The organism is Gordonia amicalis NBRC 100051 = JCM 11271 (assembly GCF_000332995.1).
GTDB classification, from domain to species: domain Bacteria; phylum Actinomycetota; class Actinomycetes; order Mycobacteriales; family Mycobacteriaceae; genus Gordonia; species Gordonia amicalis.
Map to the genome: position 1 here is coordinate 21,622 of NZ_BANS01000048.1, position 26,812 is coordinate 48,433.

At 67.8% G+C, this 26,812-nt stretch carries 17 protein-coding genes; 5 read left to right on the forward strand and 12 right to left on the reverse strand.

What is annotated here, in order from left to right; all coding sequences use genetic code 11:
• Positions 1–249 precede the first annotated feature (249 nt).
• From GOAMI_RS19400 to GOAMI_RS19415, 4 genes are all read right to left on the reverse strand, one after another.
• A complete protein-coding gene (locus GOAMI_RS19400) occupies positions 250–789 on the reverse strand; it encodes a Dps family protein (protein ID WP_024498792.1) in 540 nt (179 codons plus the stop codon).
• A 166-nt stretch (positions 790–955) separates the two neighbouring features.
• A complete protein-coding gene (locus tag GOAMI_RS19405; protein WP_006438292.1) occupies positions 956–4,234 on the reverse strand; it encodes an arabinosyltransferase domain-containing protein in 3,279 nt (1,092 codons plus the stop codon).
• Positions 4,227–7,550 (reverse strand): arabinosyltransferase domain-containing protein, encoded by a 3,324-nt coding sequence (locus GOAMI_RS19410; RefSeq protein WP_006438293.1) that lies wholly within the window; start codon positions 7,548–7,550, stop codon positions 4,227–4,229. Before GOAMI_RS19410 ends, GOAMI_RS19405 begins: the two co-directional genes overlap by 8 nt.
• A gap of 76 nt (positions 7,551–7,626) precedes the next feature.
• Positions 7,627–11,004, reverse strand: a complete 3,378-nt coding sequence (locus GOAMI_RS19415; protein WP_006438294.1) for an arabinosyltransferase domain-containing protein — start codon at positions 11,002–11,004, stop codon at positions 7,627–7,629.
• A 68-nt stretch (positions 11,005–11,072) separates the two neighbouring features.
• On the opposite strand from GOAMI_RS19415, the gene aroQ reads away from it, so the two are divergent.
• The 3 genes from aroQ to GOAMI_RS19430 all read left to right on the forward strand — a co-directional run bounded on the left by aroQ (position 11,073) and on the right by GOAMI_RS19430 (position 12,434).
• Entirely contained in the window at positions 11,073–11,543 is a 471-nt protein-coding gene (gene aroQ / locus GOAMI_RS19420; RefSeq protein WP_006438295.1) for a type II 3-dehydroquinate dehydratase, read from the forward strand.
• Positions 11,544–11,629: 86 nt separating this feature from the next.
• The gene (locus GOAMI_RS19425; protein ID WP_006438296.1) at positions 11,630–12,124 is read left to right on the forward strand and encodes an SRPBCC family protein; all 495 of its coding nucleotides are present in this window, start codon (positions 11,630–11,632) and stop codon (positions 12,122–12,124) included.
• Positions 12,117–12,434 carry an ArsR/SmtB family transcription factor gene (locus GOAMI_RS19430; protein ID WP_006438297.1) on the forward strand — a complete coding sequence of 106 codons (318 nt, stop codon included), beginning with the start codon at positions 12,117–12,119 and terminating at the stop codon, positions 12,432–12,434. The genes GOAMI_RS19425 and GOAMI_RS19430 overlap by 8 nt, the downstream gene beginning before the upstream one ends.
• 4 nt (positions 12,435–12,438) lie before the next feature.
• Here the strand turns inward: GOAMI_RS19430 and GOAMI_RS19435 are convergent, their stop codons facing one another.
• Both GOAMI_RS19435 and GOAMI_RS19440 read right to left on the reverse strand, forming a co-directional pair.
• Complete coding sequence (locus GOAMI_RS19435; RefSeq protein ID WP_006438298.1) at positions 12,439–14,112, reverse strand: DUF222 domain-containing protein; 1,674 nt, start codon at positions 14,110–14,112, stop codon at positions 12,439–12,441.
• Positions 14,113–14,269: 157 nt separating this feature from the next.
• The gene (locus GOAMI_RS19440) at positions 14,270–16,858 is read right to left on the reverse strand and encodes an AMP-binding protein (RefSeq protein ID WP_006438299.1); all 2,589 of its coding nucleotides are present in this window, start codon (positions 16,856–16,858) and stop codon (positions 14,270–14,272) included.
• Positions 16,859–17,041: 183 nt separating this feature from the next.
• Between GOAMI_RS19440 and GOAMI_RS19445 the strand changes: the two genes are divergently transcribed.
• On the forward strand, positions 17,042–17,722 hold the full coding sequence (locus GOAMI_RS19445) for a nitroreductase (protein WP_040005024.1): 681 nt from the start codon (positions 17,042–17,044) through the stop codon (positions 17,720–17,722).
• Positions 17,723–17,748: 26 nt separating this feature from the next.
• On the opposite strand, the gene GOAMI_RS19450 is transcribed toward GOAMI_RS19445, so the two are convergent.
• The 6 genes from GOAMI_RS19450 to GOAMI_RS19475 form a co-directional block, all read right to left on the reverse strand.
• On the reverse strand, positions 17,749–18,513 hold the full coding sequence (locus tag GOAMI_RS19450) for an MBL fold metallo-hydrolase (RefSeq protein WP_006438301.1): 765 nt from the start codon (positions 18,511–18,513) through the stop codon (positions 17,749–17,751).
• 3 nt (positions 18,514–18,516) lie between these two features.
• Complete coding sequence (locus GOAMI_RS19455; RefSeq protein ID WP_040005025.1) at positions 18,517–20,520, reverse strand: galactan 5-O-arabinofuranosyltransferase; 2,004 nt, start codon at positions 20,518–20,520, stop codon at positions 18,517–18,519.
• A 30-nt stretch (positions 20,521–20,550) separates the two neighbouring features.
• Positions 20,551–21,312, reverse strand: coding sequence for a decaprenylphospho-beta-D-erythro-pentofuranosid-2-ulose 2-reductase (dprE2, locus tag GOAMI_RS19460; RefSeq protein ID WP_006438303.1), 762 nt, complete (start codon positions 21,310–21,312; stop codon positions 20,551–20,553).
• A gap of 69 nt (positions 21,313–21,381) precedes the next feature.
• Positions 21,382–22,806 carry a decaprenylphosphoryl-beta-D-ribose oxidase gene (gene dprE1 / locus GOAMI_RS19465; protein ID WP_006438304.1) on the reverse strand — a complete coding sequence of 475 codons (1,425 nt, stop codon included), beginning with the start codon at positions 22,804–22,806 and terminating at the stop codon, positions 21,382–21,384.
• A gap of 89 nt (positions 22,807–22,895) precedes the next feature.
• Positions 22,896–24,515 carry a phytoene desaturase family protein gene (locus tag GOAMI_RS19470; protein WP_006438305.1) on the reverse strand — a complete coding sequence of 540 codons (1,620 nt, stop codon included), beginning with the start codon at positions 24,513–24,515 and terminating at the stop codon, positions 22,896–22,898.
• 62 nt (positions 24,516–24,577) lie between these two features.
• Complete coding sequence (locus GOAMI_RS19475) at positions 24,578–25,810, reverse strand: alpha/beta hydrolase family protein (protein WP_174324760.1); 1,233 nt, start codon at positions 25,808–25,810, stop codon at positions 24,578–24,580.
• A 147-nt stretch (positions 25,811–25,957) separates the two neighbouring features.
• On the opposite strand from GOAMI_RS19475, the gene GOAMI_RS19480 reads away from it, so the two are divergent.
• The gene (locus tag GOAMI_RS19480; RefSeq protein WP_006438307.1) at positions 25,958–26,788 is read left to right on the forward strand and encodes an aldo/keto reductase; all 831 of its coding nucleotides are present in this window, start codon (positions 25,958–25,960) and stop codon (positions 26,786–26,788) included.
• Positions 26,789–26,812: the final 24 nt, after the last annotated feature.

The following is a 26,812-nucleotide window of genomic DNA, read 5'->3' on the forward strand; positions in this document are numbered from 1 at the left end:
CGCCCCGATTGATCCGGTCGGACGCGCTGTCTTCACATCCTGTTCACGGCAAAAGCCTGTGCTCAGAGTAACAAAGCGTCGGTTCCCGGACGTGCGGCGATCACCGCGTCACGTCGAGAGTCGTTCGTGCAACGTGATCGGTTCGAGGGAGGAGAAACCGCGGCCGCGAACTGGGTGGTGTGGGCATTCGCGACCGCGGTTTCGGTGAGGGCCGGGGGACGGCCCTCACCGGGCTAGCGGATTTCTCGGTCAGCGCGCGGCATCGGCGGCTTCCTTCTCGCCACTGGCGCCGGCGTGGGTCAGCTCCCCGGTGTAGCTCTCGAGGTGGGCGCGGACGAACCACTGGAACTTCTCGAGTTCGGCGGTCTGCCCGATCAGGATGTCCTCGGTGATCGGGTCGATCTCGCCGATCTTCTCGATCGCGTCCCGGTGCGAGGTGATGAAACCGTCGTAGACGAGGTCGAGGGCACCGAGGTGTGCCTGCGCGGTGTCCCGTCCGATCGAGTAGTCACTCCACGAGCGGTCGGTCTCGATCGCCTTGGCCGTGCCCCGCGGCGACGATCCGAGCGTCGCGATGCGCTCGGCGACGGTGTCGGCGTAACCGCGCACCAGTTCCACCTGCGGATCGATCATCTCGTGGACGCCGATGAAGTTCGCGCCGACCACGTTCCAGTGGATGTGCTTGAGAGTGAGGTGCAGGTCGTTCAGCGCGCTGAGGCGCTCCTGCAGGATTCCGGCCACCTCGTCTGCCGATTCCGTACTGAGTCCTGGTGCCGTGAATTTACTCATGAACACGACGCTAGGTCCCGATCGCGGCCTGTTCGAGCGTCACCGGGGATGAGTGACGCAACCGAGATTGGAGATCACGGTGCGGTAACGAAGGCGGGTCGCCAGGTTTCGACGGGGCCGTCCTGGGTATCAGCCGCGCGTCCCCGTCGTCCCTGGTCACGACGTGTCAGTACCCGCTGGAACGCATCGGTGCGGGGTCGTACAGACCCGACCGTCGTGCCTCTCCGAGGTCGATCTCGGCCGGTGGCGCCGGGATGATCTCGGTGAACCGCTGCAGGCCGCCCCAGTCGCGTCCCCAGTTGTTGCGCAGGTAGGTCGGCAGCAGGGTCGGACGCAGCATCGCCTCCGTGATGCCGAGCGGACCGCCCGCGGTGCCCGACATCCAGGTCTGGCTGTTCTTCCGGGTGGCCTCCGCGTCGGGCATGATCCGCCACTTGGGCACCTCGAGGACGCCGTTACGCACCTTCATCGGCTGCTGGCACGGGAAGACCAGGCCGGGCAGCCAGTCGATGAACACCGGATCGGTCCGGCCGACGACGTCGTCGAGTGTCGCCAGCTTGCCGACGCGCGGCGGCGTGATGGCCACCCACTCCGACGACGCCGCGGCCGTGTCCTCGACCAGGATGCGCACCACGGTGGACTGCGGCGGCGAATCGGCGAGCGGGAACCGCAGGTTGCGCCACGTCGGGACCTCGCCGATGTCGATGGGGAACATCTGGCCGGTCGGCACCACGCGGCCGTCGGCGCCGAGGCGACCGAACTGGGCGATCACCTTCTGGCCCGCGTGCACGACACCGATGCCGTCGACCGCCTCGACCGATCCGGCGACCGCCATGGTCAGCAGCGGTGCGTCGTCCGAGCGTGCGGGCAGCTGATACCAGTCCGTGGTCAGGGAGGCGGAGCCCGACGGCGCTCCGTAACTGCCGAGAACCGGTGTGGCGGAAGGGTTCAGACCGAACGGCAGGCGCACCGTCGACCCGTTGATGCCGCGTGCGCCCTGGCCGCCCTCGGTCCCGCCCTGCGCCGACGACGAGTTGGCGGACTCGTCCGCACCGGCGCCGGTCTGTGCGGTGTTCTGGGCGCTCGTGGTGGCGGAGTCGTTGTTCTCGGTGGCGTCCACCGACAGCTTGTCGGGGACGCCGTTGGGCGTGAAGCCGGTCGCATCCGGACCCGACAGTGCCTGCGACACACCGGGTGCGGGACGACCGTTCACCGCTGAAGGAGCGAGCAGGCCGGCCGTGGGGTCGGCCTCGACCAGGACGTCGTTGGCCAGGCCGCACGAATTGCCGGTCAGGGCACGAGCATTCGACTTCATCCAGGACCAGGAATCCCGCTGCTCGTAGGCGCCCTTCAGGAACGATGCGACCATGAACAACACCATCAGGCCCGAGATCACCGGCAGCGGTGAGAACTTGAGCTTCGAATACCAGTGGTCACCGCCGCGGGTACGGGTCTGTTCGTCGACGAAGTCGTCGCGGAAGTGGAACCACAGTCCGGCCAGGGCGGTGACGACCGCCGCGAGGAGGATGAACCACGCGACGTTGACCCCGCCGACGGCCGGCGGACGGTCCCACCACGGCACGCCGTAGCTGCCGACGAACCACCAGCCGTTGGTGCCGGCGAAGGAGATCCCGGTGATCGCGAGAACAGTGGCCGCGAAGAAGGTGCGGTTGCGGCGTGACCGCAGCACCGCCGGTGCCATCATCGCGCCCGCTGCGGCGGCGAGACCGGCGGCGATACCCGCATACACACCGAAGTGATGGGTCCACTTGGTCGGGGTGAACGCGATGAAGAACATCGTGCCCAGGGTGACCGCGACCAGACGCCAGATCGGAGCGCGCGCAACCCCGTTCGGATGCTCGCGACGCAGCAGGCGCAGCAGCACGACGAACAGGCACAGGATCATTGTGAGCACGCCGAAACGACGGGCCAGGGTGCCGTCCGCGGTGGGCAGGATCAGGTAGTAGTACCGGATCGGTTCCTGCCACCACTCGAGAGTAGGTCCGACGTCGGAGGCGACCTTGTTGCCGGCGATGAGCGCGCCGATCGGCTGGTCGAAGAAGATCTGGAAGAGGACCGCGGTGCCCGCCGCCAGGATCGGCGCGAGCATCGGCAGCAGGCCGTCGCGGTTTCTCCGGGACACCAGGGTCTTGACGATCGGCCGGATGCCGGCGAGGAGGGCGGCGACCGCCATCAGTCCGCCGGGCGCGAGGGCCAGCGTGAACGCCGCGGTCACCACCGCGATCGCGTATGGCAGCAGACGTCTGGTGGCGATGGCCCGTTCGACGCAGCACCAGGTGAGCAGCGCACCCACGGCTTCGGCGGGTTCGGGACGCAGACCGTTGTTGAACGGCAACCAGATCGCGAGGAACACGAAGGCGGCCGACCACACGGCGGGGGTGCTGTTGCGGACCGCGCGTCCCAGGCGCGGGATCACCTCGCGGCTGATGAGCCACCAGCCGAGGAGTCCGAGCAGGAAGGCCGGCAGGCGCATCCACGGCGTGGCGACGCTGACGTTCGTCATCCACGAGATGACCTGGAAATGCCAGCCGAACGGGTCCTGGGGGACGCCGAAGTACCGGAAGTAGTTGTCCGCGTAGCCGGCCTCGCTGGTGATGCGGCCGACCGTGAAGTTGTAACCGTCGTCGGAGGTGTTGGCACCGGCGAACCACCAGAAGGCGAGAATCGCGACGACTGCGACATCCGGAGGGCGGATCGTCCACCAGCCGGTCGGCAGGAATCGCTTGTGCGCGCGACCGTCCCGGCGGTCCAGGACGCCCAGTGCGATGAGCGAGAGGATCGTCATCACGATGCCGACGACGATCGCCGCGAGCTTGAGGGGCGTCGGCGAGCTGACGTAGCGGGTGTCGATGGTCGCGCGCAGCGACAGTCCGTCCCGGGACGCGTCGGCGGGCAGATCGCTGTAGATGCCGACGATCTGGGGGCGCATCTCGTGGTCGGGGATGGCGAACTCGTGCAGACCGCCGGTGGCGGCGTCGGGCGCGGGCAGGCCCTCGAAACGGCCGTCGACGCCCTCGCCGTCGGCGTGCATCACGATGCGGCAGTTCGGGTTGGCCTGCGCCGCCGCACGATCGGTGTTGAGAAGCACCACGTTGCGGTCGATCATCGTCAGCGTGTCGGCGGTGGCGCGGACGAAGAGACCGCGGGCGGAGTCGTCCTGGCCGCCCGCCGGCGTCGTCGAGAGAAGGACCCCGCCCTGCGCGGGTAACCGGGAGGCCAGCGAACACGGCACGGACATGTCCATGTCGATCGGGACGAAGGCCACCAGCGGCGCCGCCACATCCGACACGGAATCGCCTTGTGGCCATTTGAGTTCGGCGGTGGTCTGGTTGACCGGCAGGATCGGCGTGACGATGGCGAGCAGGAAGCCCAGCAGGCCCGTGACGACGGCGACGATCTTCGCGGTGCGGTTGGATTCACTCATCGGATTGGGGCTCCACCCTGATCGAGCCGGTGCGTGACCAGCCCCATTGCGTCGTCTGTGCGGTGTCGATCTGTGCATTCGGTGCACCGGGCACCAGCGGCGTCAGCTTCTCCAGCGCGCCCCAGTCGCGGGCCCAGTCGTCCTCGAGATAGGTCGACACGGCCCGTGCCGAGGTCGTCGCCTCCGAGATGCCCAGCAGGCCGCCGTCGACCCCGGCCTGCCAGGTCTTGGACTGCGAGTTGGTCAGCGGGTAGTCACCCAGGATCCGCCACTGCGGCACCTGCGCGACGCCGTGCGAGACACCCATCGGCTGCTGGCACGGGAAGTGTGAGGCCACCCCGAAGTCGATCAGGGTCGGCGCCGACGATCCGACGACCTCCTGCAGAGACTGCAGCTGCGGAGCGCGGGGCGGGGTGATCCCGATGAACTGCTGGTCGCCGAGGTTGTTGTCCTGCAACGACAGTCGCATCACGGTCGCCGCGGGCGGGGCCGCCGACATCGGTATACGCATGTTGCGCCACGGACGGTTCAGGATCACCGGTCCGGGATCGATGGGCAGCATGTCCGGGCCGACCTGTTCGAACGAGCCGTCCGGTCCCGGACGGCCGAACTGCACGACCATCTTCTGCCCGAAGTTCCGGACCCCGAAGGTGTCGATGGTCGAGACGGCGCCCGCGGTGCTGAACACGAGCAGCGGCGAGGCGGCACGGTCGGCGGGCAGGTCGTACCAGCCGGTCGTCAGACGCGCCTCCCCGTTGTAGCCGTGGCTGCCGAGCACCGGGGTGGTGGCGGGATCGAGTCCGAAGGGGAGTTTGGCGGTCGAACCGTTGACGGTCTCGGGTCCGCGACCACCGGTGGTGCCCGCACCGAGTCCGCCGGTGATGGCGAACGGGCGTGCCATGCTCGCCGAGACGTTCATCTGGCCCGGTCGCTGACTTCCGGGTTCGGGCTGGAGGTCATCCGGAATGCCGTTGGGGGAGAAGCCCACCGGGTTCTCGCCGCGCAACGCCGCGGTCGCCGACGCACCACCCGCGGGGGTGAGCATCCCGGTGTTCGGATCGAGTTCGACGAGCACCTCGTCGGCGAGGCCACACGGGTTGCCGCGCAGGGTGTTCAGGTTCTCGGCGAGCACCGTCGGCGCGGGATACCGGGTGACGGCCGCCTTCACGAACAACAGCATCTCGACGACGACGAGCAGGCCGGCGATCACCGCGATCGGGGAGGAGGCGAGGAACAGGCGACGTCGGTCTGCCCGGGTTTCGCCGGGACCGGTGTCGCTGTGTGCGAGTCCACGATTGGTGACGTAGTCGAGCCGGAGATGCTGCCACACCGCCAGCGCGGCGGCGAGTACGGCGAGGATCAGGAACAGCGTCGACGCGCCGTATCCGGCGATGACGGGCGCCCGGTCGAACCAGGAGATGCCGTATTCGTAAGCGAACGGCCACGAGTTGTAGCCGGCCATCGCCGCGGCCATCGCGAAGAGCAGACCCGAGACGAAGACGGTCAGGTTGCGAGCCGAACGCGCCGCCGACTGCACGACGGCGATGGTCGCGGCCGCGGAGATCGCGGCGGCGAGACCCGCGAGCACGCCGAACTGGATCGTCCACTTGGTCGGGGTGAACACGAACAGCAGCAGGGTGACGCCGACGGCCCCGACGAGACGCCACACCGGGCCGGGATCGATGCCGCGAATGCGGGTGCGCCGCAACATCACCGCGACCACCACGAACAGGCCGGCGAGCAGCAGGAGGAGCGGTACGCGTCTGGTGAGCGAACCGTCGTCGGTGACGACCGAGATGAAGTAGTACCGCAGGAACTCCTGGTGCCAGGAGATCACCGGACCGACGGTGTAGCGGAGTTTGATCGCCTCCAGCACAGTCGCGAGGGTCTGGTCCCGGAAGACGACGACCAGGACGACCATCCCCGCGGCGACGATCGGCGCGACGAGCGCCGCGGTCGCCGTCCACCGCGAACCACCGAGTTCGTTGCGGCGGCGGAGCAGGATGTGCAGCAGGGCACGCGCCGCGACGAGCAGGATCGCGATACCGACGACACCGTGCGGCGCGAGCGCGAGGGTGAACCCGGCGAGCCCGGCGGCGAGTGCGGCGGGAAGCAGACGACGGGTGGAGATGGCGTGCTCGGCTGCCCACCAGGTCAACAGGGAGCCGAGGACGATGATGCCCTCACTGCGGAGTCCGCTGCAGAACGGCAACCAGAACGCGGTGAACGTCAGGGCGGCGGCCCACGTCGCCCATGCACTGCGGCGCACTGCCGGACCCAGGCGTGGCAGAAGCACCCGGCTGAGGACGAACCACGACACGAGGCCCGCGACCATCGCCGGGATGTGCATCCAGAGGATCGACGAGGAGATCGACGACCACACCGAGAGGAAGCTGTAGTACCAGTCGAACGGCGCCTCGGGGATGCCGTAGAAGCGGTAGTAGTTCGCCAGGTACCCGAATCCGTCGGCCGTGCGGCCCATGTTGAGGATGTAGCCGTCGTCGGGCGATCCGGCGCCGAGGAACAACCAGATCAGCAGGATGGCGGTGACGACCAGGTCGGTGGCCCGCGGCTTGAGCGAGTGCCACCAGGCACGGGTGCGCGCCCCGATCCGGCGGTGGTACCCGAGGATTCGGTCGAGTTGGGCGAGCGCGATGAGCGCCACGATCACCGAGATCACGGCGAGGACCATCACGACGATCTTCAGCACCGTCGGCGACGACTCGTAGCGGTTGTCGACGCGGATCGAGACCGACATCCCGTCGGCGGCCGCGGCGCGGACCCGCTCGGGGCTCAGGTTGCTGAAGATCCCGGCGACCTGCGGGCGCTTCTCCGGCGGGAGCACCGTCGAGTCGCCGAGACCGACGAACTGGGCGCCCGGCCCGCTCGGTGCGGAGAATATGTGCAGTTCACGGCAACGGTCGAGGTCGGCACGTGGCGCCGTGGCCGCGACACTGTTTCGGAACGTGACGGTGACGGCCTGATCGGTTCCGGTCACCCACAGCGACGAACCCTTCGACGTCGGTGCGCTCACGGGCATGGTCGCCAGGATCACGCCGGTCGGGGCACTCGCCAGCGTCGAACACGGTATCCGGGCGTCGAGAGTCTGCGGGGTCTGCGCGATCAGCGGCGCCATCACCGACGACGTCTCGGCGTTGAGCTCCTGACCCGCCGGCCAGGTGATGTCGGCGTCGGTGGCCTTCACCGGGAGCAAGGGCGTGAGTGCGCACAGCACCACGCCGAGGACACCCGCGACGATCGCGATCAGACGGGCGGTACGTGCGGAAACACGAGACGTCGGGGCTGTCACAGGCACGGTGTTTGATCGTATGCGACCGGCACCCGCTCACCTACCGCGCACCCTGACCTTGGACTGAAGTGTCCGCTCGTCGTCAGTATCTGATCGGCGCGGGACTCCACAGACCGCTGCGGGTCTGCGTACCGGTCTCGATGTCGGCGAGGGTGTCCACGCCGCCGTACGGTTCGTAGCGTTCCAGCGCGCCCCAGTCGCGACCGATGTCGGCCATCAGGTACGTCGGCAGGGCGGTCGCCTGCTGGGAGACCTCGATCCAGCCGAGCGGGCCGCCGCCGAAGCTGTTCTGCCACGCCGACACGGCTGCGGCGAGATCCGACCCCGGCTTGATGCGCCACTTGGGGATCTCGGCGACACCCACGTCGTGGGTGAAGGGCCGCTGGCAGGGGAACCCGAGCCCGGACGTCCAGTCCACGTGCACGGGGTCGGTGCTGCCGACGACGTCCTGCAAGGTGTCCATCTGCGGAACCCGGGGCGGGGTCAGCACGATGAAGCGGTCCTCGTTGAGGTTGTCGTCGGTGGCCACGATGCGGACCGCAGTGGTGTCGGCGGGCAGCTCGTCGGTGTTGTAGCGCAGGTTGCGCCAGGCCGGGCGGGGCCCGGGGTCGATGAGTTCGGTCTCACCGGCGGCGGTCAGGTCGGCGTCGGTGGTGTCCGGCCGGATCGGGTCGGCGGTGTATTCGAGCATCACGTTCGGGTTGTCGTACTCGCCGGCCACCGACATCGTCAGCAGCGGACGGTCACGCCAGTTCTTCGGGAGCGCGTACCAGCCGGAGGTGAGGCGGGCCGGAACCTGGTCGAACTTGGAGTAACTACCCATGACCGGCGTCGTCGCGGGGTCGAGGAAGAACGGTAGTGCCGCGGTGCTGCCGTTGACGCCGGGGTCGGGCAGTTCACCGCCTCCGGTGCCCCCCGGGTTGGAGTTCAGGATCTTCGGGTCCGCCCAGACGTTGCCGGACAGCACGCCCAGCGAGCCCTCGCTGGCGGTCGACGCCAGGTCCGTCGGTACACCGTTCGGGGAGAAGCCCGAGGTGGCGGGCGAGGCGCCGGGGGCGGGGGCCGGACCGCCGAGCGGGTTGGTCAGCGACGAGTCGACGGGACGCAGCATGTCGCGGTTGGGGTCGGACTCCACCCACACCTTGTCGGCCATCCCACATGGCTCACCGGCAACCGCCGCGAGGTTGGACCGCGGCACCGAATACGAGGAGCTCTGGTGGATGCCCGCGAAGATCGCGGTGATGATCTGGAAGAGGACGACGGCCATCGCGAGATAGGCGAGGGGTGCGGCGGCCACCGAGGCGAACAGTCGCCGGTACCAGCGTTGGTCGGACGTGTCGACGGGTGCCTTCGGATCCACGTCGGTGACATGCGGATCCGCGGAATGCGGGTCGGTGCCGGTGAAGGGTTCACGGAAGTGGAACCACAGCGCGACGAGGAGAAGTGCGAGCGACGCGTAGAGCAGGACGCTCCCGAGCATCAGGCCGCCGATCGTCACCTGCTGGATCCCCCAGGGCATTCCCCAGGAGGAGTAGTAGTAATAGGAATTCGGGCCGGTGAACGCCAGACCGCCGATGAACAGGACGAGCGCACAGAACAGGGTGCGATTGCGTCGTGAGTGCATCGACTGCTGACTCGCGGCGATCGCGGCGATGGCCGCCAGCGCGGCGGCGATACCGGCGAAGACACCGAAGTGATGGGTCCACTTGGTCGGTGTGAACATGAGGAACACCAGCGAGGCGAAGGTGATCGCGACGATGCGCCGAGTGGGTCCGATGGCGGTGCCGGGGATCCGGTTCTTGCGGATCAGGACCGCCGCGGACACCACGAGGCCGAGGATCATCGCGAGGACCGCGAAGCGTCGTGCGATCGACCCGTCGGCGGAGAAGGCGAACAGTGCCGAGTATCGCCCGAGCTCGTTGTACCAGTTCATCGACGGCCCGAGCGCGGTCTTCATGCTCGACGCCTCGGAGAACGAGCGCAGGGTCAGGTTCGAGAACACCACGAAGACCACGAAGCTGCCGGTGGCCAGGATCGGGGCGATCAACGCGACGAACGACCATCTCAGCGCGTGACGCGAGGTCGAGTCGCCGGTGATCACCCGGGCGCGCTTGATCAGCGCCATGATCATCGGTCGTGCACCGGCGATCAGCGCCGCGACCGCGAGCACACCGGTGGGACCGGCGGCGATGCTGAACGCGCCCACCAGACACGCCACCGCGGCCGGCAGCAGCCGACCGGTGGCGATGGCGCGTTCCACCGAACACCAGGTCAGCAGGGCGCCGAGGCAGATGATCGGCTCGGGACGCAGTCCGTTGTTGAACGGGAACCAGCAGGCGAGGAAGGCGAAGGCGGCGGTCCACGCGACCATCGGGCGGGTGACCGCGGCACGACCGAGCCGCGGGATCACCTCGTGGCTCACGATGAGCCACACCAGGATTCCACAGGCGAGCGCCGGAAGCCGCATCCACGGACTGGCCACCGAGACATGACTGAGCAACCCGAACACCTGGTAGTACCAGCCGAACGGCGCCTCCGGGGCGCCGTACCAGCGGAAGTAGTTGGCGGTGTAGTCGCTGTCCTGCGCGACCCTCGACATCGTCAGCAGATAGCCGTCGTCGGAGGTGTTGGGGCCGATCATGTGCCAGAGGATCAGCGCGCCGATCACCACATAGTCACGTGTGTTGAGGCGCCACCAGCGGGCCGGGAAGATGCGCCGGTGCCGACGACCGTCGGTCGAGTCGAGGACTGCCAGTGCGGCGAGCGAGAGCAGCGTCGAGCTGACACCGACGATGACGACGAGCAACTTCGAGATGGTCGGGGCGGTGTTGTACCGGGAGTCGACGGTGACATGCGCGTCGAGGCCGGCGACATCGGACGCCGGACCCGACAGGTCGGTGAAGAGACCGGTGACCTGCGGGCGCTGATCGGGCGAGTTCTTGAAGGCCTCTTTGTCCTCGGTGGTTCCCGCGAGCGGATCGCCCGCGTCGTCGGTCATGCCGACGAATTCGGCTGTCACCGCGCCGGAATCGGCGTGGACGACGATCTCGCGGCAGTCCTGCGTGCGGATGTCCTGGAGGCTCGCCGAGACCAGCGGGACGTTGCGGATGACGACCTCGACGCCCTGGCGGTCGGCCGGGACGTCGGCGGCACCGGTCTTGCGGATGAACAGGCCGCGCTCGGCGGACTTCTCCGCCTGCTTCGGTGTGGTCGAGAACAGTACCGAACCACCGGGCGGCAGGTCGTCGACCGCCGTGCACGGGATGGTGACGTCGAGGTCGACGGGGGTGTAGCCGATGAGTGGGGAGGCGACCGAACCGATCTGTCCGTTCTGCGGCCAGTTGATCTCCGCGGTCTTCTGTTCGACCGGCATCAGCGGCGTGGCCAGCGCGAGAAGGAACCCGAGCAGGCCCGTGACTATGGCGACGATCCTCGCTCGTCGAACGGTCTGCGCTGGCACAAAGAGAGATGGTAGCCGCTGAGGTGTCTCGCCCCGGTCGGCGAGGCGGCGGAGACTATGGTGAACCCATGTCCGACTCCACGTCCGATGCCGCCGGCGTCGAACCGTTGCCGATCCTGCTGCTCAACGGGCCGAACCTGAACACACTCGGCACCCGGGAGCCCGCGATCTACGGGTCCGAGACACTCGACGACGTCGTCGACCTCGCCGAACGGACGGCATCGGAACTCGGCTTCGGTCTGCGCGCCGCGCAGACCAACCACGAGGGACAGATGATCGACTGGATTCACGAATCGGTCGGGAAGATCAGTGGCATCGTCATCAACCCCGGCGGGTGGACCCACACGTCCGTGGCCCTCGCCGACGCCCTGGTCGTACCCGGCGTGCCGATCCTCGAGGTGCACATCAGCAACGTGCACCAGCGCGAGGCGTTCCGGCACCACTCCTACGTCTCGCCCATCGCGGCAGGCGTCATCGCGGGCTATGGCATCCGTGGATACGAGTTCGCGATCCGGAGACTCGCCGAGTTGGTCGACTGAACGTCTTATTGCAACCGGAGGGTTGCAAGTCGTGGGTCATGGTGCAACCATTGAGTTGCATCATTCGAAACGGCCCAGGAGGCGTCATGAGTGGGACCGATCCCCGATCCGCAAACGAAACGACAACCACCGCAATCGATGACGAACTCGATCGGATCGAGCGGGAGATCGCCATCGAGGCGACCGCCGAGCGCGTCTGGCAGCTCGTCAGTGAACCCGGCTGGTACATCAACGACAGCGTGATCACCGATCATCGAATCGAACGCGACGGAGATCTGTCGACCGTTCACGATCCGGTTCACGGCGCCTTCGTCTTTCGCACCGTGAAACTCGACGAACCGCGATACGCCGCCTTCCGGTGGCTGGCCGACGCATCCGATCCCGACTCGGAGTCGACGCTCGTCGAGTTCTGGATCACCGACTCCGGGTCCGGAGTGATCCTCAAGGTCGTCGAGTCGGGATTCGCCTCGCTGTCGGGTTCGGATGCGGATCGGCGGGCCAAGTTCGACGGCAACACCGAAGGCTGGAAGATCGAGCTCGAACTGGCACGCACTCACCTGACGAGCGGTTCTCGTGCCTGACGTCGCCCCGGTCGAGGTCTTCGGTGCTCTCGCCGACGAGAGTCGCTGGCACATCCTCGTCAGATTGGGAACCGAACCCGCGTCGGCGTCGACGCTCGCGACCGAGTTGCCGATCAGCCGTCAGGCGATAGCCAAACACCTCAAGGTCCTGACCGATGCGGGCCTGGTCACGGCGTCACGGGCCGGTCGTGAAATCCGTTACGAGGCGGTCGGTTCGGAGCTCTCGCGCCTCGCCCGGCACCTGGACACCATCGCGCGAGGATGGGATCGTCGTCTGGCAGGCATCAAGAAGGCTGCCGAGGGAGACTGACCCGTCAGAACGGCGGCGGGTCTGCCTGGTCGGTGAGGCGTTGCTTCTTGTTGCGGGCACGTTCGGCCCGCCGGCGTGCGTGTTTGTTGGCAAGCCGGTTGGTGGGCGGCGGGGCGTCGTCCCCGGTGATGACCCTGGGTGTGGGTGGTGCCTGGGGTGGCTGTTCGTAGCGGATGCGTCGCAGGTTGGGGAAGAAGTCCTCGAGGGTTTCGGCGTCACCGGGAATTACCACGCCGTCCGGGGTGCGGTATTCGGTGACCAGGTGGCCGTCGTCGTCGCGGTACTGGACATCGATCCAGTCGCCGAAGGTTTTGTGCAGATGCCCGAACCGGCATTTGGCGTTGAGGTTTTCACTGGAGGTGTCCCCGCCTTGGGTGGGGTTGGTGTGGTCGTACTCGGTGACGTGGTCGAGGTCGCTGTCGAATGACGAACCCGCGCAGCCGGGTTCGGTGCAATAGCCGTCGCGCACGCGCACGAAGTCGGCGCACGCGGTGGTGGGCCGGTACGGATCGGCGGATTGCGCACCGGGATAGACAACGACTACACCCGACGAAGCCGCCTCCGGCGAATCGGCCGAGTTCGACTCCGTCGACTCACCAGTCGCACCGGCGTCGGGTCGCGAACGCTCGGCCTGACGCGACTGTGCGTCGCCCTCGTCTTCACCGGCCGACGAGTCCGACTCTGCGGCAACACGTATGGGTGCCGTGCGGACAGGGGTGATGGGTTTGATGATCGCGTCGGGCCGGGCGGCGAGGTCGCGAATGTGTTCATCGGAGATGACGCCGTGACCGTCGACCCAGGCGATACCGGGCGCACCGTCGAGGGTGGCGGGGTCGGTGACGGCGTGGATCACGATCTCGGTACTCACCGACCGGACAACCTCAGCCGGGTCGGGGATGTCGGCGTCGCAGTCCTCCCGCTGGCACTGACACTCGAAAGCGGTGCCGGTCAACAGCGCGAACATGGCATCAGAGTTCCGCTGGTTCCGCGTGCGACCATCATGGGCGCAGACGGTGTCGGCCAACGCTTTCACCGCTTTCTCGGCGATGCGCACGTTTTCGGCGGCCATGACGCCGGTGATCTCGCCGGTGCCGTCGGCGAAGTTCTCCGTCCACATGCCGCGTTTGTCCAAGGCTTCGCGGCGGCGTTCCCGGACCGCGTCGGGGTCGTGACGGAAGACCAGGCGATCAACCATGTCGCGCAGTCGCACTGTGGTCCACGCGCCCGTGCGGCTGCGCAGGATGCGTTCGATCTCGGTGTCGAGGTCGGCCATGATCGTGTCGTCGGAGATCAGGTCGGTGCGGGAGACGACGGTCTGGATCAACTGGCGTGAGAGGATGCCGTCGCGCAGGGTGGTCAACACCTTCGGCAGCCGCTCGCGCAGCGCGAGTGCTTCGCCGACCCACCGATCAGCCTGGTAGCGCGTGATGGCGTCTTCGCGGCACACCCGGGTCACCATCTCGGTGTAACGGTCGATGAAAAACCCACCAGTGCCGTTGACGACGAGCTGGTCGTAGACGATGGCGATCGACTGGTAGCGACACCAGGCCAGGTAGGCCTCGCCGTGGCGGACCGACCGTATCCGTTCCATATGGGTTGCGGTGTCGGACGATTCGGGGTGGGCAGGATCGACCCCGGCGAAGAACTCGCCCGGTAGATCGGTCCACCTGTTCGACACGCTGCCCCCACAACGTCTACAGCCCAACCTGGATGGCTGAATCTGTTACCAACCAAGGTAGAACACCCCACCGACAAGAACAGATGTCCATCCACAGACGGCGTGACCACGGGGTTGTGCAGCAATCGGTTACGCCTGACTGACGTCGCGTGCGACCTCAGTCCGACGTGCGCTCCAGGACCTGATCGATCGCCCGCGCGGTGGCGGCGACGTGCGGTGGGCGGATCACCGAGATGTGGTCGCCGTCGACGTCGACGAACTCGACCCGGCCCGAGGTGAAATGGCCCCACAATGCCGGATCGTCGGTGTTGGTGCGGGCCCGGATGACCGTGATCGGACCGGAGTAGGGGCTCGGTCGGTGCCGTCGGATCATCTCGGTGCCGAGCCGGAAGAAGACCACCCACTGCACGGACGTGGACAACGGCACGAGTCCGGCGGTGAGCACCAGCACCTTGAGGGCGATCTGCTGCAGCGCGTGCTGCAGAGGTGAGCCGCCGGGCTTGCTGTCCTCATCGCTACCGGTCCGGTCGGGCAGGGTCTCCTTCGCGGCGGTGAGTGAGCGCAGCGAGCTGCGGATCCGCTGGATCAGGTTCGGGCGTTCGCCGGAGAGTCGCTGCGCCAGAGCGGGATCGATCACGGAGTCGAGCACCGCCACGGTGTGGCAGGTCTCGCCCGCCTTGGTGAGGCGTGCAGCCACCTCGACGGCGATGAATCCGCCCAGCGAGTATCCGCCGACCTGGTATGGGCCGCGCGGTTGCACCGAGCGGATGTCGGTGATCGCGCGGCGTGCAGCAGCACGGACGGAATGGTCTGCACGGCCCCGCTTCTCGACGCCCCGGGACTGGATGCCGTAGACGGGACGGTCGCCGGAGAGTGCCCGGACGATGGGCGTCAGGCTCGTCGCGAGACTGCCGGCGCCGGCCATGAGGAAGATCGGGTCGCCGGTGCCCTTCCGCAACGGGATCAGAGTGGCGCCCGAGGCGTTCTTCGACCGCTCCTTCGCCGCGGCCTCGATCCGGGCGGCGAACCGAGCGATCGTCGGCGCCTCGGCGAGCATCGCGGTGTTCACGTCCAACTGGAGATGGTGTCCCACCTCGGCGAGCATCTTCGCGGCGGCGAGCGAGTCGCCACCGAGTTCGACGAAATCCTCGTTGCGTCCGATGCTCTCGAGTCCCAGGATGTCGCACCAGACTTGGTGCAACGCAAACTCGGTCAGCCCTCGAGGGGGTTCCGGAGCCGGCCGCGGCGGCGGTGGTGGTAGCTCCGCGCGGACGACCTTGCCGCGCTCGTTGCGCGGGAGTTCGGACAGCACGATGATGTCCTGTGGGATCATCCACGGCGTCAACGACTTCCCGAGCTCAAGTCGGATCTCGGCCGGCGATGGCGACCATTTCGCCGGATCGACCGCGACATGTGCGGTCAGGCGTCCCTCGTTCCGGTTCGCGGTGACCACCGCATCGACCGTCCAGGGCAGGGCGAGGAGTGCGGCCTCCACTTCCAGCGGCTCGACGAGGTAGCCGCGGACCTTGACGGCGTCGTCATCTCGTCCGAGCAGCGAGAGCTCGCCGTTCTCGTCGAGGCGGCCCAGGTCGCCGGTGCGGTAGCGCGTCCGACCATCGGGCAGCGAGGTGAATCGCCGGGCCGTCAGTTCCGGATTCGCGTGGTAGCCGGAAGCGATGTGCGCGGACTCGACGACGACCTCTCCGGTGACGCCTGTGGGCACGTCTGCGTCGTGCTCGTCGACGATGCGGACGCGTTTGTCCGACGCGGGACTGCCGACCGGTATGGCGCCGGCCTCGACGTCCCGCTCGGGCGGGAAGAGGTTGAAGGCGAGGTTTCCGACCTCCGACGCCCCTGCCCAGCAACAGAACTCGCCGCGTGGGAGGATCGTCCGGCGTGCGCGCAGGACGTCGTCCCCGTGAGCGGGTTCCCCGCAGGTGGACAACAGGCGTAGTGATCCGATGGCGTCGTCGGCGGAGAGTTCGCCCAGCCATGAGCGCAGAAGTGACGGCGTGCAGTGTGCGGTCGTCGCGCCCGTCGCGGACAGCCAGTCCCGCAACCCGGTGGTGGTGCGGCGGCGCACATCCCAGAGCAGCATGGTCGCGCCGTTCAGCAGGCTCATCGTGAGCGCGTCCAACCCGCCGCCGAAGCTCAGCGGGAGCAGGACCGCAGCCCGATCGTCGGGGCCCAGACGCAAGAACCGACGTCCGTCACGCGCATGGTTCACCGGCATCCGTTGGGGCAGCACCACAACCTTGGGGGCGCCGGTGGAGCCGGAGGTGAACAGCAGCACCGCCGGGTCGTCGGGTCCCGGCTCGACGACCGTCCGCCCGCGGGCCTCGTCCCCAGTGGGAGCCGGTGCGGTCGACGGTGTCGGCGGGTTGACCCCGGACAGTCGCAGGATGTTCGCGCGCCGATCTTCGGGCAGGAACGGATCGAGCAGGACGAGACGTCGTCCCGAGCACCAGACCGCCAGCATAGAGATCACCGAGTCGATGTCGGACTCGATCTCGACGGGGACGGCCTCGCCAGGCTCGGTGCTCGCGACGATCCGGTCGGCGAGCAGCTCCACGCGGGACGCCGCCTCGGCGAAGGTGATCGACGCCTCTGGTGTGCGGACTGCGACGGCGTCGCCACGGCTCGCGGCGACGGCTCGCCATCGGGCGGCGACGGTGCTCGACTCGGGGGGTTCCGATGATCCGGGTGTGGGAGACGGACTGGAATCCAGGTGCTTGTCGCCGTTCATGTCCTCGAACTTTCCCCCGTGCTCGCCGCTTTGTGAGGTAAACCTACCCTTTGTTCGGGCAGGCGGCACGGTCACCCCGGGAGAACGTGGCAGGGCTAACAGTCGCGAGGCCATGGCTCAGTAGGGTGGAGACGGCCGCCCGTCGGATGCCGGATGGGGCCGGGGCTCGATGAGAGGTTGACGATGCAGTTCGACGAAGTGATTCTGGGACGCCGCAGCATTCGCGGTTTCACACCGGATCCCGTGCCCCGAGAACTGATCGAGGAAGTTCTCGCGCTGGCCATGCGGGCCCCGTCCTCGATGAACACCCAGCCCTGGAACTTCCATGTGATCACGGGCGAACCGCTGGATCGCATCCGTGCGGGAAACACCGAACGCAACCTGGCCGGTGTGCCGCACTCTCGCGAGTTCCGGACCGGGGCGGAACGGTTCACCGGCGTACATCGCGATCGTCAGGTCGGCGTGGCGAAGCAACTGTTCGCCGCGATGGGCATCGCCCGCGACGACACGGAGATGCGGCAGGACTGGGTCCTGCGAGGATTCCGTCAGTTCGATGCGCCGGTCGGCGTGATCGTGACCTACGACCGCATCCTGGACGGCAGCGACGACACGCCCTTCGACTGCGGAGCGGTTTCCACCGCGTTGGTCAATGCCGCCTGGTCCCGCGGTCTGGGTGCGGTGATCAACAGTCAGGGCATCATGCAGTCGCCCGTCGTGCGAGAGCACGCGGGAATCCCGGACGACCAGGTCATCATGAAGAGCATCGCGCTGGGCTGGCCGGATGAGACCTTCCCCGCCACTGCAGTGGTCTCCGAGCGCAAGTCGGTCGAGGAAGCCGCAAGGTTCGTGGGTTTCGCGGAATAGCTCAGAGCGCGAGCGCCGGCGGCGATTCAGAGCGCGAGCGCTCGGCGGGCGGCGTCGGCGACCCTGCCGCGATACAGCGGACCGTGACCTGCGAGTAGCAGGTCGGCCTCGAGGCCGGTGAATCGCTCGACACTGCGACGAGCGGTGGGCTCGTCGTGCTGGAACGGCGACGGAATGCACTGTGGCCCAGCGATCGCCGACACCTCATGACCGCTGACCAGTGCGTCGCCGGAGACCAGCGCCCGCCCGTCGCCGACCAGATAGGCGCTGTGGCCGTCGGTGTGTCCGGGACTCGCCACCGGCACCGGCGAACCCGGCAGATCGAGCGGCTCCGGGAACGGTGCTGCCGCCGACAATCCCGACCTGCTCAACACCCCGAGGGGCAGGGTCTTCGCCAGCCACGTCCACAAACCTGGACGGACGGCGAGCGGTGCGAGGTCCAGCGGAGTGGCCTGCTGGAGGTGATGGCGCAGTGCGTGATCGACCTCGACGGGATCCATGAACACGTCGAAGCCGTACCGCGAGTGCAACTTCGCCAGCCCGCCGAGGTGGTCGACGTGCGCATGTGTCAGCAGTGCGCCGCGGATGTCCTCCGGACGCCGGCCGATCTGCTCGATCGACTCGACGACCTGACCGGCCTGCCCGGGGTAACCGCCGTCGATGAGGGTGAGCTCACCATCCTGTTCCAGCAGTACCCAGTTCACGACATCGGTGTGGACGAAATGCGTTGTCGACGAGTCACCCTCGATCCGCGTGATCTCCATCGGCCGGGTGCGCAAGGGTCGACGCATCGGTCACTTCCGGACGACGAGGACGAACGGACCGATCTCGGTGACCTCGAACCTCGGGTCGTCGAAGACCGTGGGGTCGAAGGTGACGGTGTAGCGCTTCACGTTCGGATCGTTCGGGTAGACGTCCTCGGCGAGCCGCAGCGTGTATCCGTCGGCGCTGTACCGGAACAGGAAGACGTCGGGGGCCTTCCACGGCGACTCGTCGAGGTGCCGGACCAGCTGATCGGCGTCCTCCGACTTCGCCCACCGCGCGATGGCCGCGGCGCGCTTGTCGAACTCGGCCAGCGGATTCGCGTAGTGCGAGGTCAGTCCCTGGAAACCCCAGTACGGGTAGATCGAGAGGAATCCGTAATCGGCGGTGAGGACGATGTTCTCGGTCTGTGGTCGGCCGGTCTGTGCGGCGATGCGCTTGTCGATCTCGGCGAAATACGATTCGGCGCCGGCCGGACGTGCATCCGCACGCTCTCCGTATCCGTCGGTGTCGGTGTACGCGGTGGTGATCTCCGTGCCGAGATGGCCCGGAATGCTCTGTGCCGCTGCGATCGCGGCGAGTACGGCCACCGCACCCACGACCACGCGTACGTCACCGAACCTGCGCACGGCCCAGTGGGCGATGTCGACGACACCGAAGACGCCCGCAGCGGCCAGCGCGCACACCAGGATCGGTTCGAGCCGGAAGGACAGCAGCGTGGTGCCCATCGCGGTCAACAGCATCGACAACAGACAGAAGAGGTACACCGTGACGACGGTTGCGCCCATCGCCACCGCGACGGTGCGGGTCCGGAAGCGCAGCAGGATCCACAGGAGGCCGATCAGCGTGATCGCGCCGACGAGATTGACCCCGAACATCGGCAGGGGGAACACCGAACCGCGCTCGGGAAGGTAGTGCTCGGCGGTGCCGCCGCTGGCCGGGGCGCTGGACAGGCGCTTCAGCAGATACGGCGCCCACACCAGTAGCGCGATGAGCCCGGCGATCACCCCGACCGACACGAGACGACCGATGACGGCGACCACGATCTCGCGCCGGTGTGCCCTGACCGTCGCGGCCGGCGTCGACTTGTTGGTCGCCGCCAGCCAGCCCTGGACGAGGAAGTAGCAGGCCAGCACGACCGCGGTCAGCGCGAACAACCCGGTGTAGAGGGTGTAGGTCGCAGCCGACACCCCGAGGAACACACCCGCGGCGACCACCGCGGGCCAACTCGTCGCGCCCCGCAACGGCCCGGCCGGTCCGTCGGCCGCACGCGTGCGGCCCCGCAGTGCGTAGGTGAGGACGATCATCATCGGCACACCGACGATCACGAGGATCGCGGCGTACGGTTCCGGCGAGGCGTACAGCAGCGCCATGGTGGTCACCGCGAGTCCCAGTGCCACACCACGATCCGCGCCGAACATCCGGTTGAACAGGATGACGCCGACTGCGGCCGCCACCGCCATCGAGACGATGGCCCAGGGCTTGTAGGCCTCCCACCCGGGCTGGCCGAGCAGATTCGCGAACCGACCGCCCCACCAGAACCAGCCGGCCGGGTAGTACGGCGGCAGATCCGGGTAGGTCATGTCCGCAAGCCGAAGACTCGACGTCATCCGCGTCAGGTACTCGGTGCGGAACTCCTGGTCGACCGACAGGCCGAACAGGTAGAGACGCGTTGCCCCCAAGGGCATTCCGATGGTGACCGTCACGAACGCCGACATCGCCGCCGCCGACAGGACCGGGATGAACACCCGGCCCTTGCCGTAGCGGTACAGCAGCGCGACGACCACCAGCACCGCGATCGCGAGGACCTGACCGGCGGTCGTGAGCGACCTGGTCACGTTCGACGAGTTGAAGGCCGGCCAGTTGACGGTGTCGATCGCCTCGAGACCGACGAGCGACACCACCGCACCGACCACCACCGCCGTCAGCAGCGCCAGAGCCATTCGGCCCAGGCGTGATGCCGTGGTCGGGTCTGAGCCTGCTCCCTGAGGCGCGGTGGTGGGGTCCGGCCGGTCAGTGCTTACGGAAGTCGTCATCGCGTCGCAATCAGTCGGCGTCGAGGCGGCTCAGATGGGCAGTTTGCGGAAGATCGGGCGCGGGATGTGGCGCAGGACCATCATGATGTAGCGGAAAGGTCCCGGGACCCAGACGATTTCCTTGCCCTTGGTGGCTGCCGCCACCGCGAGGCGTCCCACATCCTCCTTCTCGACGGTCAGCGGTGCTTCCTTCACATGCGCCGACAGTCGAGTGCGGACCTGTCCCGGACGGATCACGAGGACACGAGGACCGAAGGGGCGCAACGCCTCACCGAGTCCGAGGTAGAAGCCGTCGAGGCCGGCCTTGGTGGAGCCGTAGACGAAGTTGCTGCGACGGACGCGCTCACCGGCGACCGAGCTCATCGCGATGATCTGGCCGTGGCCCTGGGCGCGCATCTTCTCGCCGAGCAGAACGCCGACGGAAACTGCTGCGGTGTAGTTGATCTCGGCCTCGGCGACCGCGAGTCCGTGATCCTGCCAGGCCTGCTCGTCGTCGCCCTGGATGCCGAACGCGACGATCGCCACGTCGACGTCGCCGTCGGCGAAGGCCTTCTCGATGACGTCGCGGTGGGTGTCGGTGGCGCGGGCGTCGAAGTCGATCACGGTGACCTCGGTGGCGCCGGCGTTCTTGGCCTTCTCCACCGCGGCCGCGGCGGTCGGATCACCCGGCAGGGTGGCGAGGATGACCCGCGCCGGGCCCTTGCTCAGGTACTCGGCGGTGATGGCGAGCCCGATCTCCGAGCTCCCGCCCAGGACCAGGATGGACTGTGGGACGCCGACGGCGTTCATCATCTTCGGCTTCTCGCTTTCGGTGGTCTGCGGCCGTGCCGCAGGGATGGGGAGGTCGGAACCGGTTGAGGGTCAGGCGAGTTCGAGGCGGCGGCCCATGTCGGACATGAACACCCGGTTGGGGTCGATACGACGACGCGTGGCGATCCACTCGTCGATGCGCGGGTACATCGCGTGGAAGTTCGCCGCCGACGTTCGCGAGTCCTTCGCGGTGTAGAGGCGTCCGCCCATCGCCATCACACGACGGTCCAGGTCGTTGAGGAACTCGGCGAGTCCGGCCTTGACCGGGAAGTCCAGGCAGACGTTCCAGCCCTTGAACGGGAAGCTGAGCGGGGCCTTGTTGCCGTCGCCGAACAGCTTGATCACGTTGAGGAAGCTGACGTGTCCCGACGCCTGGATGTGCTCGATGAGGTTGGTGAACTCGGCCTCGTTGCCCGTGGGCACGATGAACTGGTACTGGCAGAAACCACCGCCGCGGCCGTAGGCGTTGTTCCAGTCACCGAATACGTCGAGCATGTGGTAGAACTGCGCCAGATTCTTGACCTTGCCCTCGCTGGGCGGGCCGATCCGGTAGTACGCCTCGCCGACCGCGGAGAAGCTGAGCTTGTTGGCCAGCCCGCGCGGGAAGACGTCCGGGAACCGGACGAGCGGCTTGTTGTTGAACGACAACGGGTTGTCGCGGTACTTCTCCGGGAGTTCGTCGACGCGTGCGAGGTTGCCGCGCGAGAAGGTGCCGCGCCCGAGCTTCGGCGGTGCGCTGATGGTGTCGAACCAGCCCGAGGCGTACTCGTAGCCGTCCTCGAAGCCGTCCTGCAGATGCAGGTCGAGCGTCTCCTGCAGCGATCCGGTGCGCGCGGTGTCGGCGATGAAGTAGGCACTCTCGGTGCGCTTCATCTGGATCTTCGCGCGCAGCACGATGCCGGTCAGGCCGATGCCGCCGACCGTCGCCCAGAACAGTTCGCCCGTCGGGTCGTCGCCGGAGCCGTCCGGGGTGAGCGTCAGGATGCGCCCGTCGGCCACGAGCAGCTGCATCTCGACGACGTGGTTGCCGAAGCTGCCCTGGCTGTGGTGGTTCTTGCCGTGGATGTCATGCGCGATCGCACCGCCCACGGTGACCTGGCGGGTGCCCGGGAGCACCGGCACCCAGAGGCCGTACGGAAGCGCGGCCTGCATGAGGGTGTCGAGGGACACGCCGGCGTCCAGGTCGACCGTCGCGGTCTCCGCGTCGATGGCATAGATCCTGGTCAGCGGGGTCATGTCGATCGTGAGACCGCCGCTGTTCTGGCCCGACTCGTTGTAGGAACGGCCGAGCCCACGGGCGATGACACCGCGCTTGAGGTAGTCCGGCTTGTCCGCGTTGTCGTCGGCGACGCGGGCCACCGCCTCGGCGATGACCTCGGGGTACGGCGTGGACAGGACGTGGCCCTCGATCGGGGTGGTGCGAGACCAGCCCACCAGCTTGCGGGTCGTGATCGGCAGCAACTCTTCAGTAGACATCGCTGAAGAGAGTACTCGGCCGCCGTGGGTCGACGATGAGAGACGACGTGCGAGGAGCGTCGCACCTCGGGTGTGGCTGTGGCGGCCGGCTATGGCACGGCGGCGAGTGCTTCGACTCCCAGCACCGCGGCCGCGGCGTTGCGGCCCGGGATGCCGCTCACCCCGCCGCCTCGTCGTGCGCCGGCGCCGCACAGCAGCAGTCGCGGGTGCCGGGTCTCGACGCCCCACGTGCCGACCTCCGACGCCGTCTCCGCCCACGGCCACCGCAACGACTGATGGAAGATGTTGCCGCCGGGCAGCCCGAGCATCTCCTCGAGGTCCTGGGGAGTCTTGGTCTCGATGCACGGGCGGCCGTCGAGGTCGTGGGCGATGACGTTCTGGATCGGTTCGGCGAGGAGTGCGTTGAGCGAGGCGAAGGTCGCGCCCACCGCGTGCTCGACGGCGCCCGGCTCGTCGAACACGTCGGGTGGCATGTGCAGACCGAACAGCGTGAGCGTGTGTTTGCCGTCGAGTTCGGGGCCGAGGATGGACCGGTCGGAAAGGGTGTGGCAGTAGATCTCACACGGCGGCAGTTCCGGGACCTCGCCGCGCGCGGCCTGCCGCCAGGCCTCGTGGAGCTGGCTCGCGGACTCGTTGATGTGGAAGGTGCCGGCGAACGCCGCCTCCGGTGACACCGATTCGTCGCGCAGCCGCGGTAGGCGGTCGAGGAGGAGGTTGATCTTCAGCTGCGAACCGCGGGGCTGTGCCTCGCAGGCGACCGGCTCGTCGAGCAGCGTGTTGAGGACCTGGGGCGCGCACGCCGCGTGGAGCATCGAGCCGCGCACGGTGCGTGCGCCGTGGGTCGGGTCGGTGAGTTCGACCGTGCCGTCCGCGGGATCGACACCGGTCACGGTGATGCCGGTGCAGATCTCGGCACCCGCCGACGCGGCAGCCTGGTAGAGCGCACCCGACACCGCGCCCATGCCCCCGACCGGGACGTCCCAGTCGCCCGTCCCGCCACCGATCACGTGGTAGAGGAAGCAGATGTTCTGCCGCAGCGACGGGTCGTCGAGGTCGGCGAAGGTGCCGATCAGGCCGTCGGTGGCGGCGATGCCGCGCAGCAGGTCGTCGTCGAAGTACTGACCGAGCAGGGTGCCGAGCGGCAGGGTGGTGAGCGCCTCCCACAGCTCGGCGTCGGAGGTGTCGGTGCCGACGGCGAGTTCGTGCATGTCGGCGGCGGTGCGCAGCGGCTCGGTCAGGGTCGGGAAGACGCGCTGCGCGATGGTCCCGACACGGCGGTAGAAGGACTGCCACGCCACGAAACCGGCGTTGGAGAATCCCACGGCGTCGGCTCCGACGCGGTCGGCGCGCAACACGCGGCGGAAGGATTCCGCGGTCGCCTCGTCGTCCTGTGTGTCGATGAGGATGCCGCGCGTCGGATCGGCGGGCAACGGAGTGTACGAGGAGTAGCGGCGGCGGATCAGTGAGATGTCGAGGTCGAGGTCGACGATGATCTCGCGTGGCATCAGCGAGACCAGATAGGAGAACCGCGACAGCCGTGCCGCCAGGCCGGGGAACGGCATCGCCGAGACGGTCGCCCCGCCGACGTGGTCGGAGCGCTCCAGGACGAGGACCCGGCGTCCGGCGCGCGCCAGGTACGCGGCGGCGGTCAGGCCGTTGTGTCCCGCGCCGATGATGACGTCGTCGTAAGAAGCAACTGCGATGCCCATCGATCCTGTGCCCATCCGTTAAAGGGTCTCAGATCGACGGACACCGCAGCGGTGATTCCGGGTCAGCGCAGGATGCGGGCCACGAACGGCGTCGAGTCCTTCATCGAGGCCAGGACCGCACTGGAGTGGTCGTCCTCGGGGTAGACGAACAGCTCGACCGGCTGGTTGTTGGCCTTCATCTGTGCGTACAGCGACAGCGCCGACGGTGCCGGAACGTCGACGTCACGCAGGCCCTGTCCGAGGAAGATCGGACGGTCGTAGCCCTTGTACGGCGTCGCCATGTACTCGTGCAGCGCCGGGCTCAGACCGGGGATCGACATCAGCGGCGCGCGGAACCAAGTCCGTACGTCGTCATCGGCGAGTGCCTTCTTGAGGATCGGGTAGCAGGTGGTGCGACCCTCGGCCAGGCGCTCGATGCCCTTCGGCGTCATCACCTTGGTGATGTTCATGTCGGGACGGGTGTCGTCGAAACCGGCCAGGATGTACGCGGTGTAGGCGTTCAGGCCACCGGGCAGGTTCACCGGCGGGACGACCGGGCCCAGGTTCTGGTACAGGTATTCGAGGTTGGCCGGGATGCCGGTGGCGACGACGCCGCGGTAATCCAGACCCGATCCACGGCTGAACTCGGTGGCGTAACGCGCGCCGTTCAGCGCGGCGGCCGCACCCTGCGACTGTCCGATGATGGCCCAGCGCTTGGCCAGCGGCAGATCCATCTGATGCGATGCGACGACGATGTCGACGTTCGCGTGCGCCGCGGTCACGCCGTTCAGGTAGGCCATCAGACCGGGGGTACCCAGCCCGACATAGTCGGCCGCGACCACCGCGTATCCTTGGTTCAGCCAGTGGCCGAGGTACTTCTGGTCCCGCTCGCTGCGCGGGAAGGCCGACGGAGTGCAGTCGTCGTTCATGCCGACGGTGCCGTGCGCCCAGGAGATGATCGGCCAGCCACCGGCCGGGGCGTCGCCCTTCGGCAGGAACACCGCGCCGGTGCCCGTCGCCATCTTGCCGTGCTGGTTCAGCGACGAGTACTGGATTCGGTAGGCCTTGCCGGCCGCCGGCAGGTTGAGCGACTCGGCCAGGGGGACCTGCGTGATGAGGGTGCCCGCCTTGGCCGGGATGGGACCGGCGTACTCGGTGACGTCCAGACCCGACCAGTTCGGGATGCCCACGGAAACCGCGTCGTCCGCGTGCGCCGGGGCGGTGGTCCCGAGCAGGACCATGCCGAGGCCGGCGAGGACGGAGACGAGTGTTCGCATGGTGCGTGACACAGGTGATCTGGACGTGAGGGCAGACATGTTCAGAACAGTAAGGGGAGTCGTGCGTGGCGCACAGTGCGGGTCGGCGAGGATTCGTGCCGTTCGGGAGCGCTGATTCGTGCCACCCAGGGTTGCCACTTGGTCTCGGCGAAGCGTCCGAGGGGGTGTCCGACCTATCCTGGTCAGGTGGACATCCCCTCGGTCGAGCTCAGCAACGGTTCCTCGATCCCCATGGTGGGACTCGGGACCTACAACATGCTCGGCCGGCCGTGCGTCGGTGCGGTCAGCACGGCGATCAAGGCGGGCTACCGGCTTCTCGACACCGCTCCTCGGTACAGCAACGAACTCAGTGTCGGGATGGGAGTGCACGGTTCGGGTGTCCGGCGTGACGAGGTGATCGTCCAGACCAAGCTCAGCGGTGGCGACCACGGGTTCGACGAGGCGATCACCGCCGCCAAGGAGAGCGCCCGCCGACTCGGCGTCGGCTACCTCGACGTGTATCTCATCCACTGGCCGTGCCCGAGTCTCGGACGCATGGTCGACTCGTGGAAAGCGCTGCTCACGCTCACCGACGAGGGTTACGTCCGCACGCCCGGCGTCTCGAACTTCAAACCCCATCAGTTGCAGACGCTCTTCGACGCGACCGGACGGTGGCCGGTGCTCAACCAGATCCAGTGCTCGCCGGCGCTGCCCCGGACCGAACTCCGGGAATTCATGGCCGACAAGGGGATTCATGCCCAGGCGTGGCATCCGACCGGCCGCAAGGAAGGTGTCCTCGGCGATCCGGTGATCCTGCGGGCCGCCCGCAAGTACGGCAAGTCGCCCACCCAGATCGCCTTGCGGTGGGCCGTCCAGCACGGGATCAGCGTCGTGCCCAAGTCCTCGCACGCCGGCCGTCAGCTCGAGAACGCCGACCTCTTCGACTTCGCCCTCGACGACGCGGACCTGGCCGAGCTCGCCACGCTGGACCGCGGTGAACGTGCCGCTCGGGACTCGGACGTCGACGAGGAGTTCTGATCCCTGCTCGTGCCGCCCCATGCT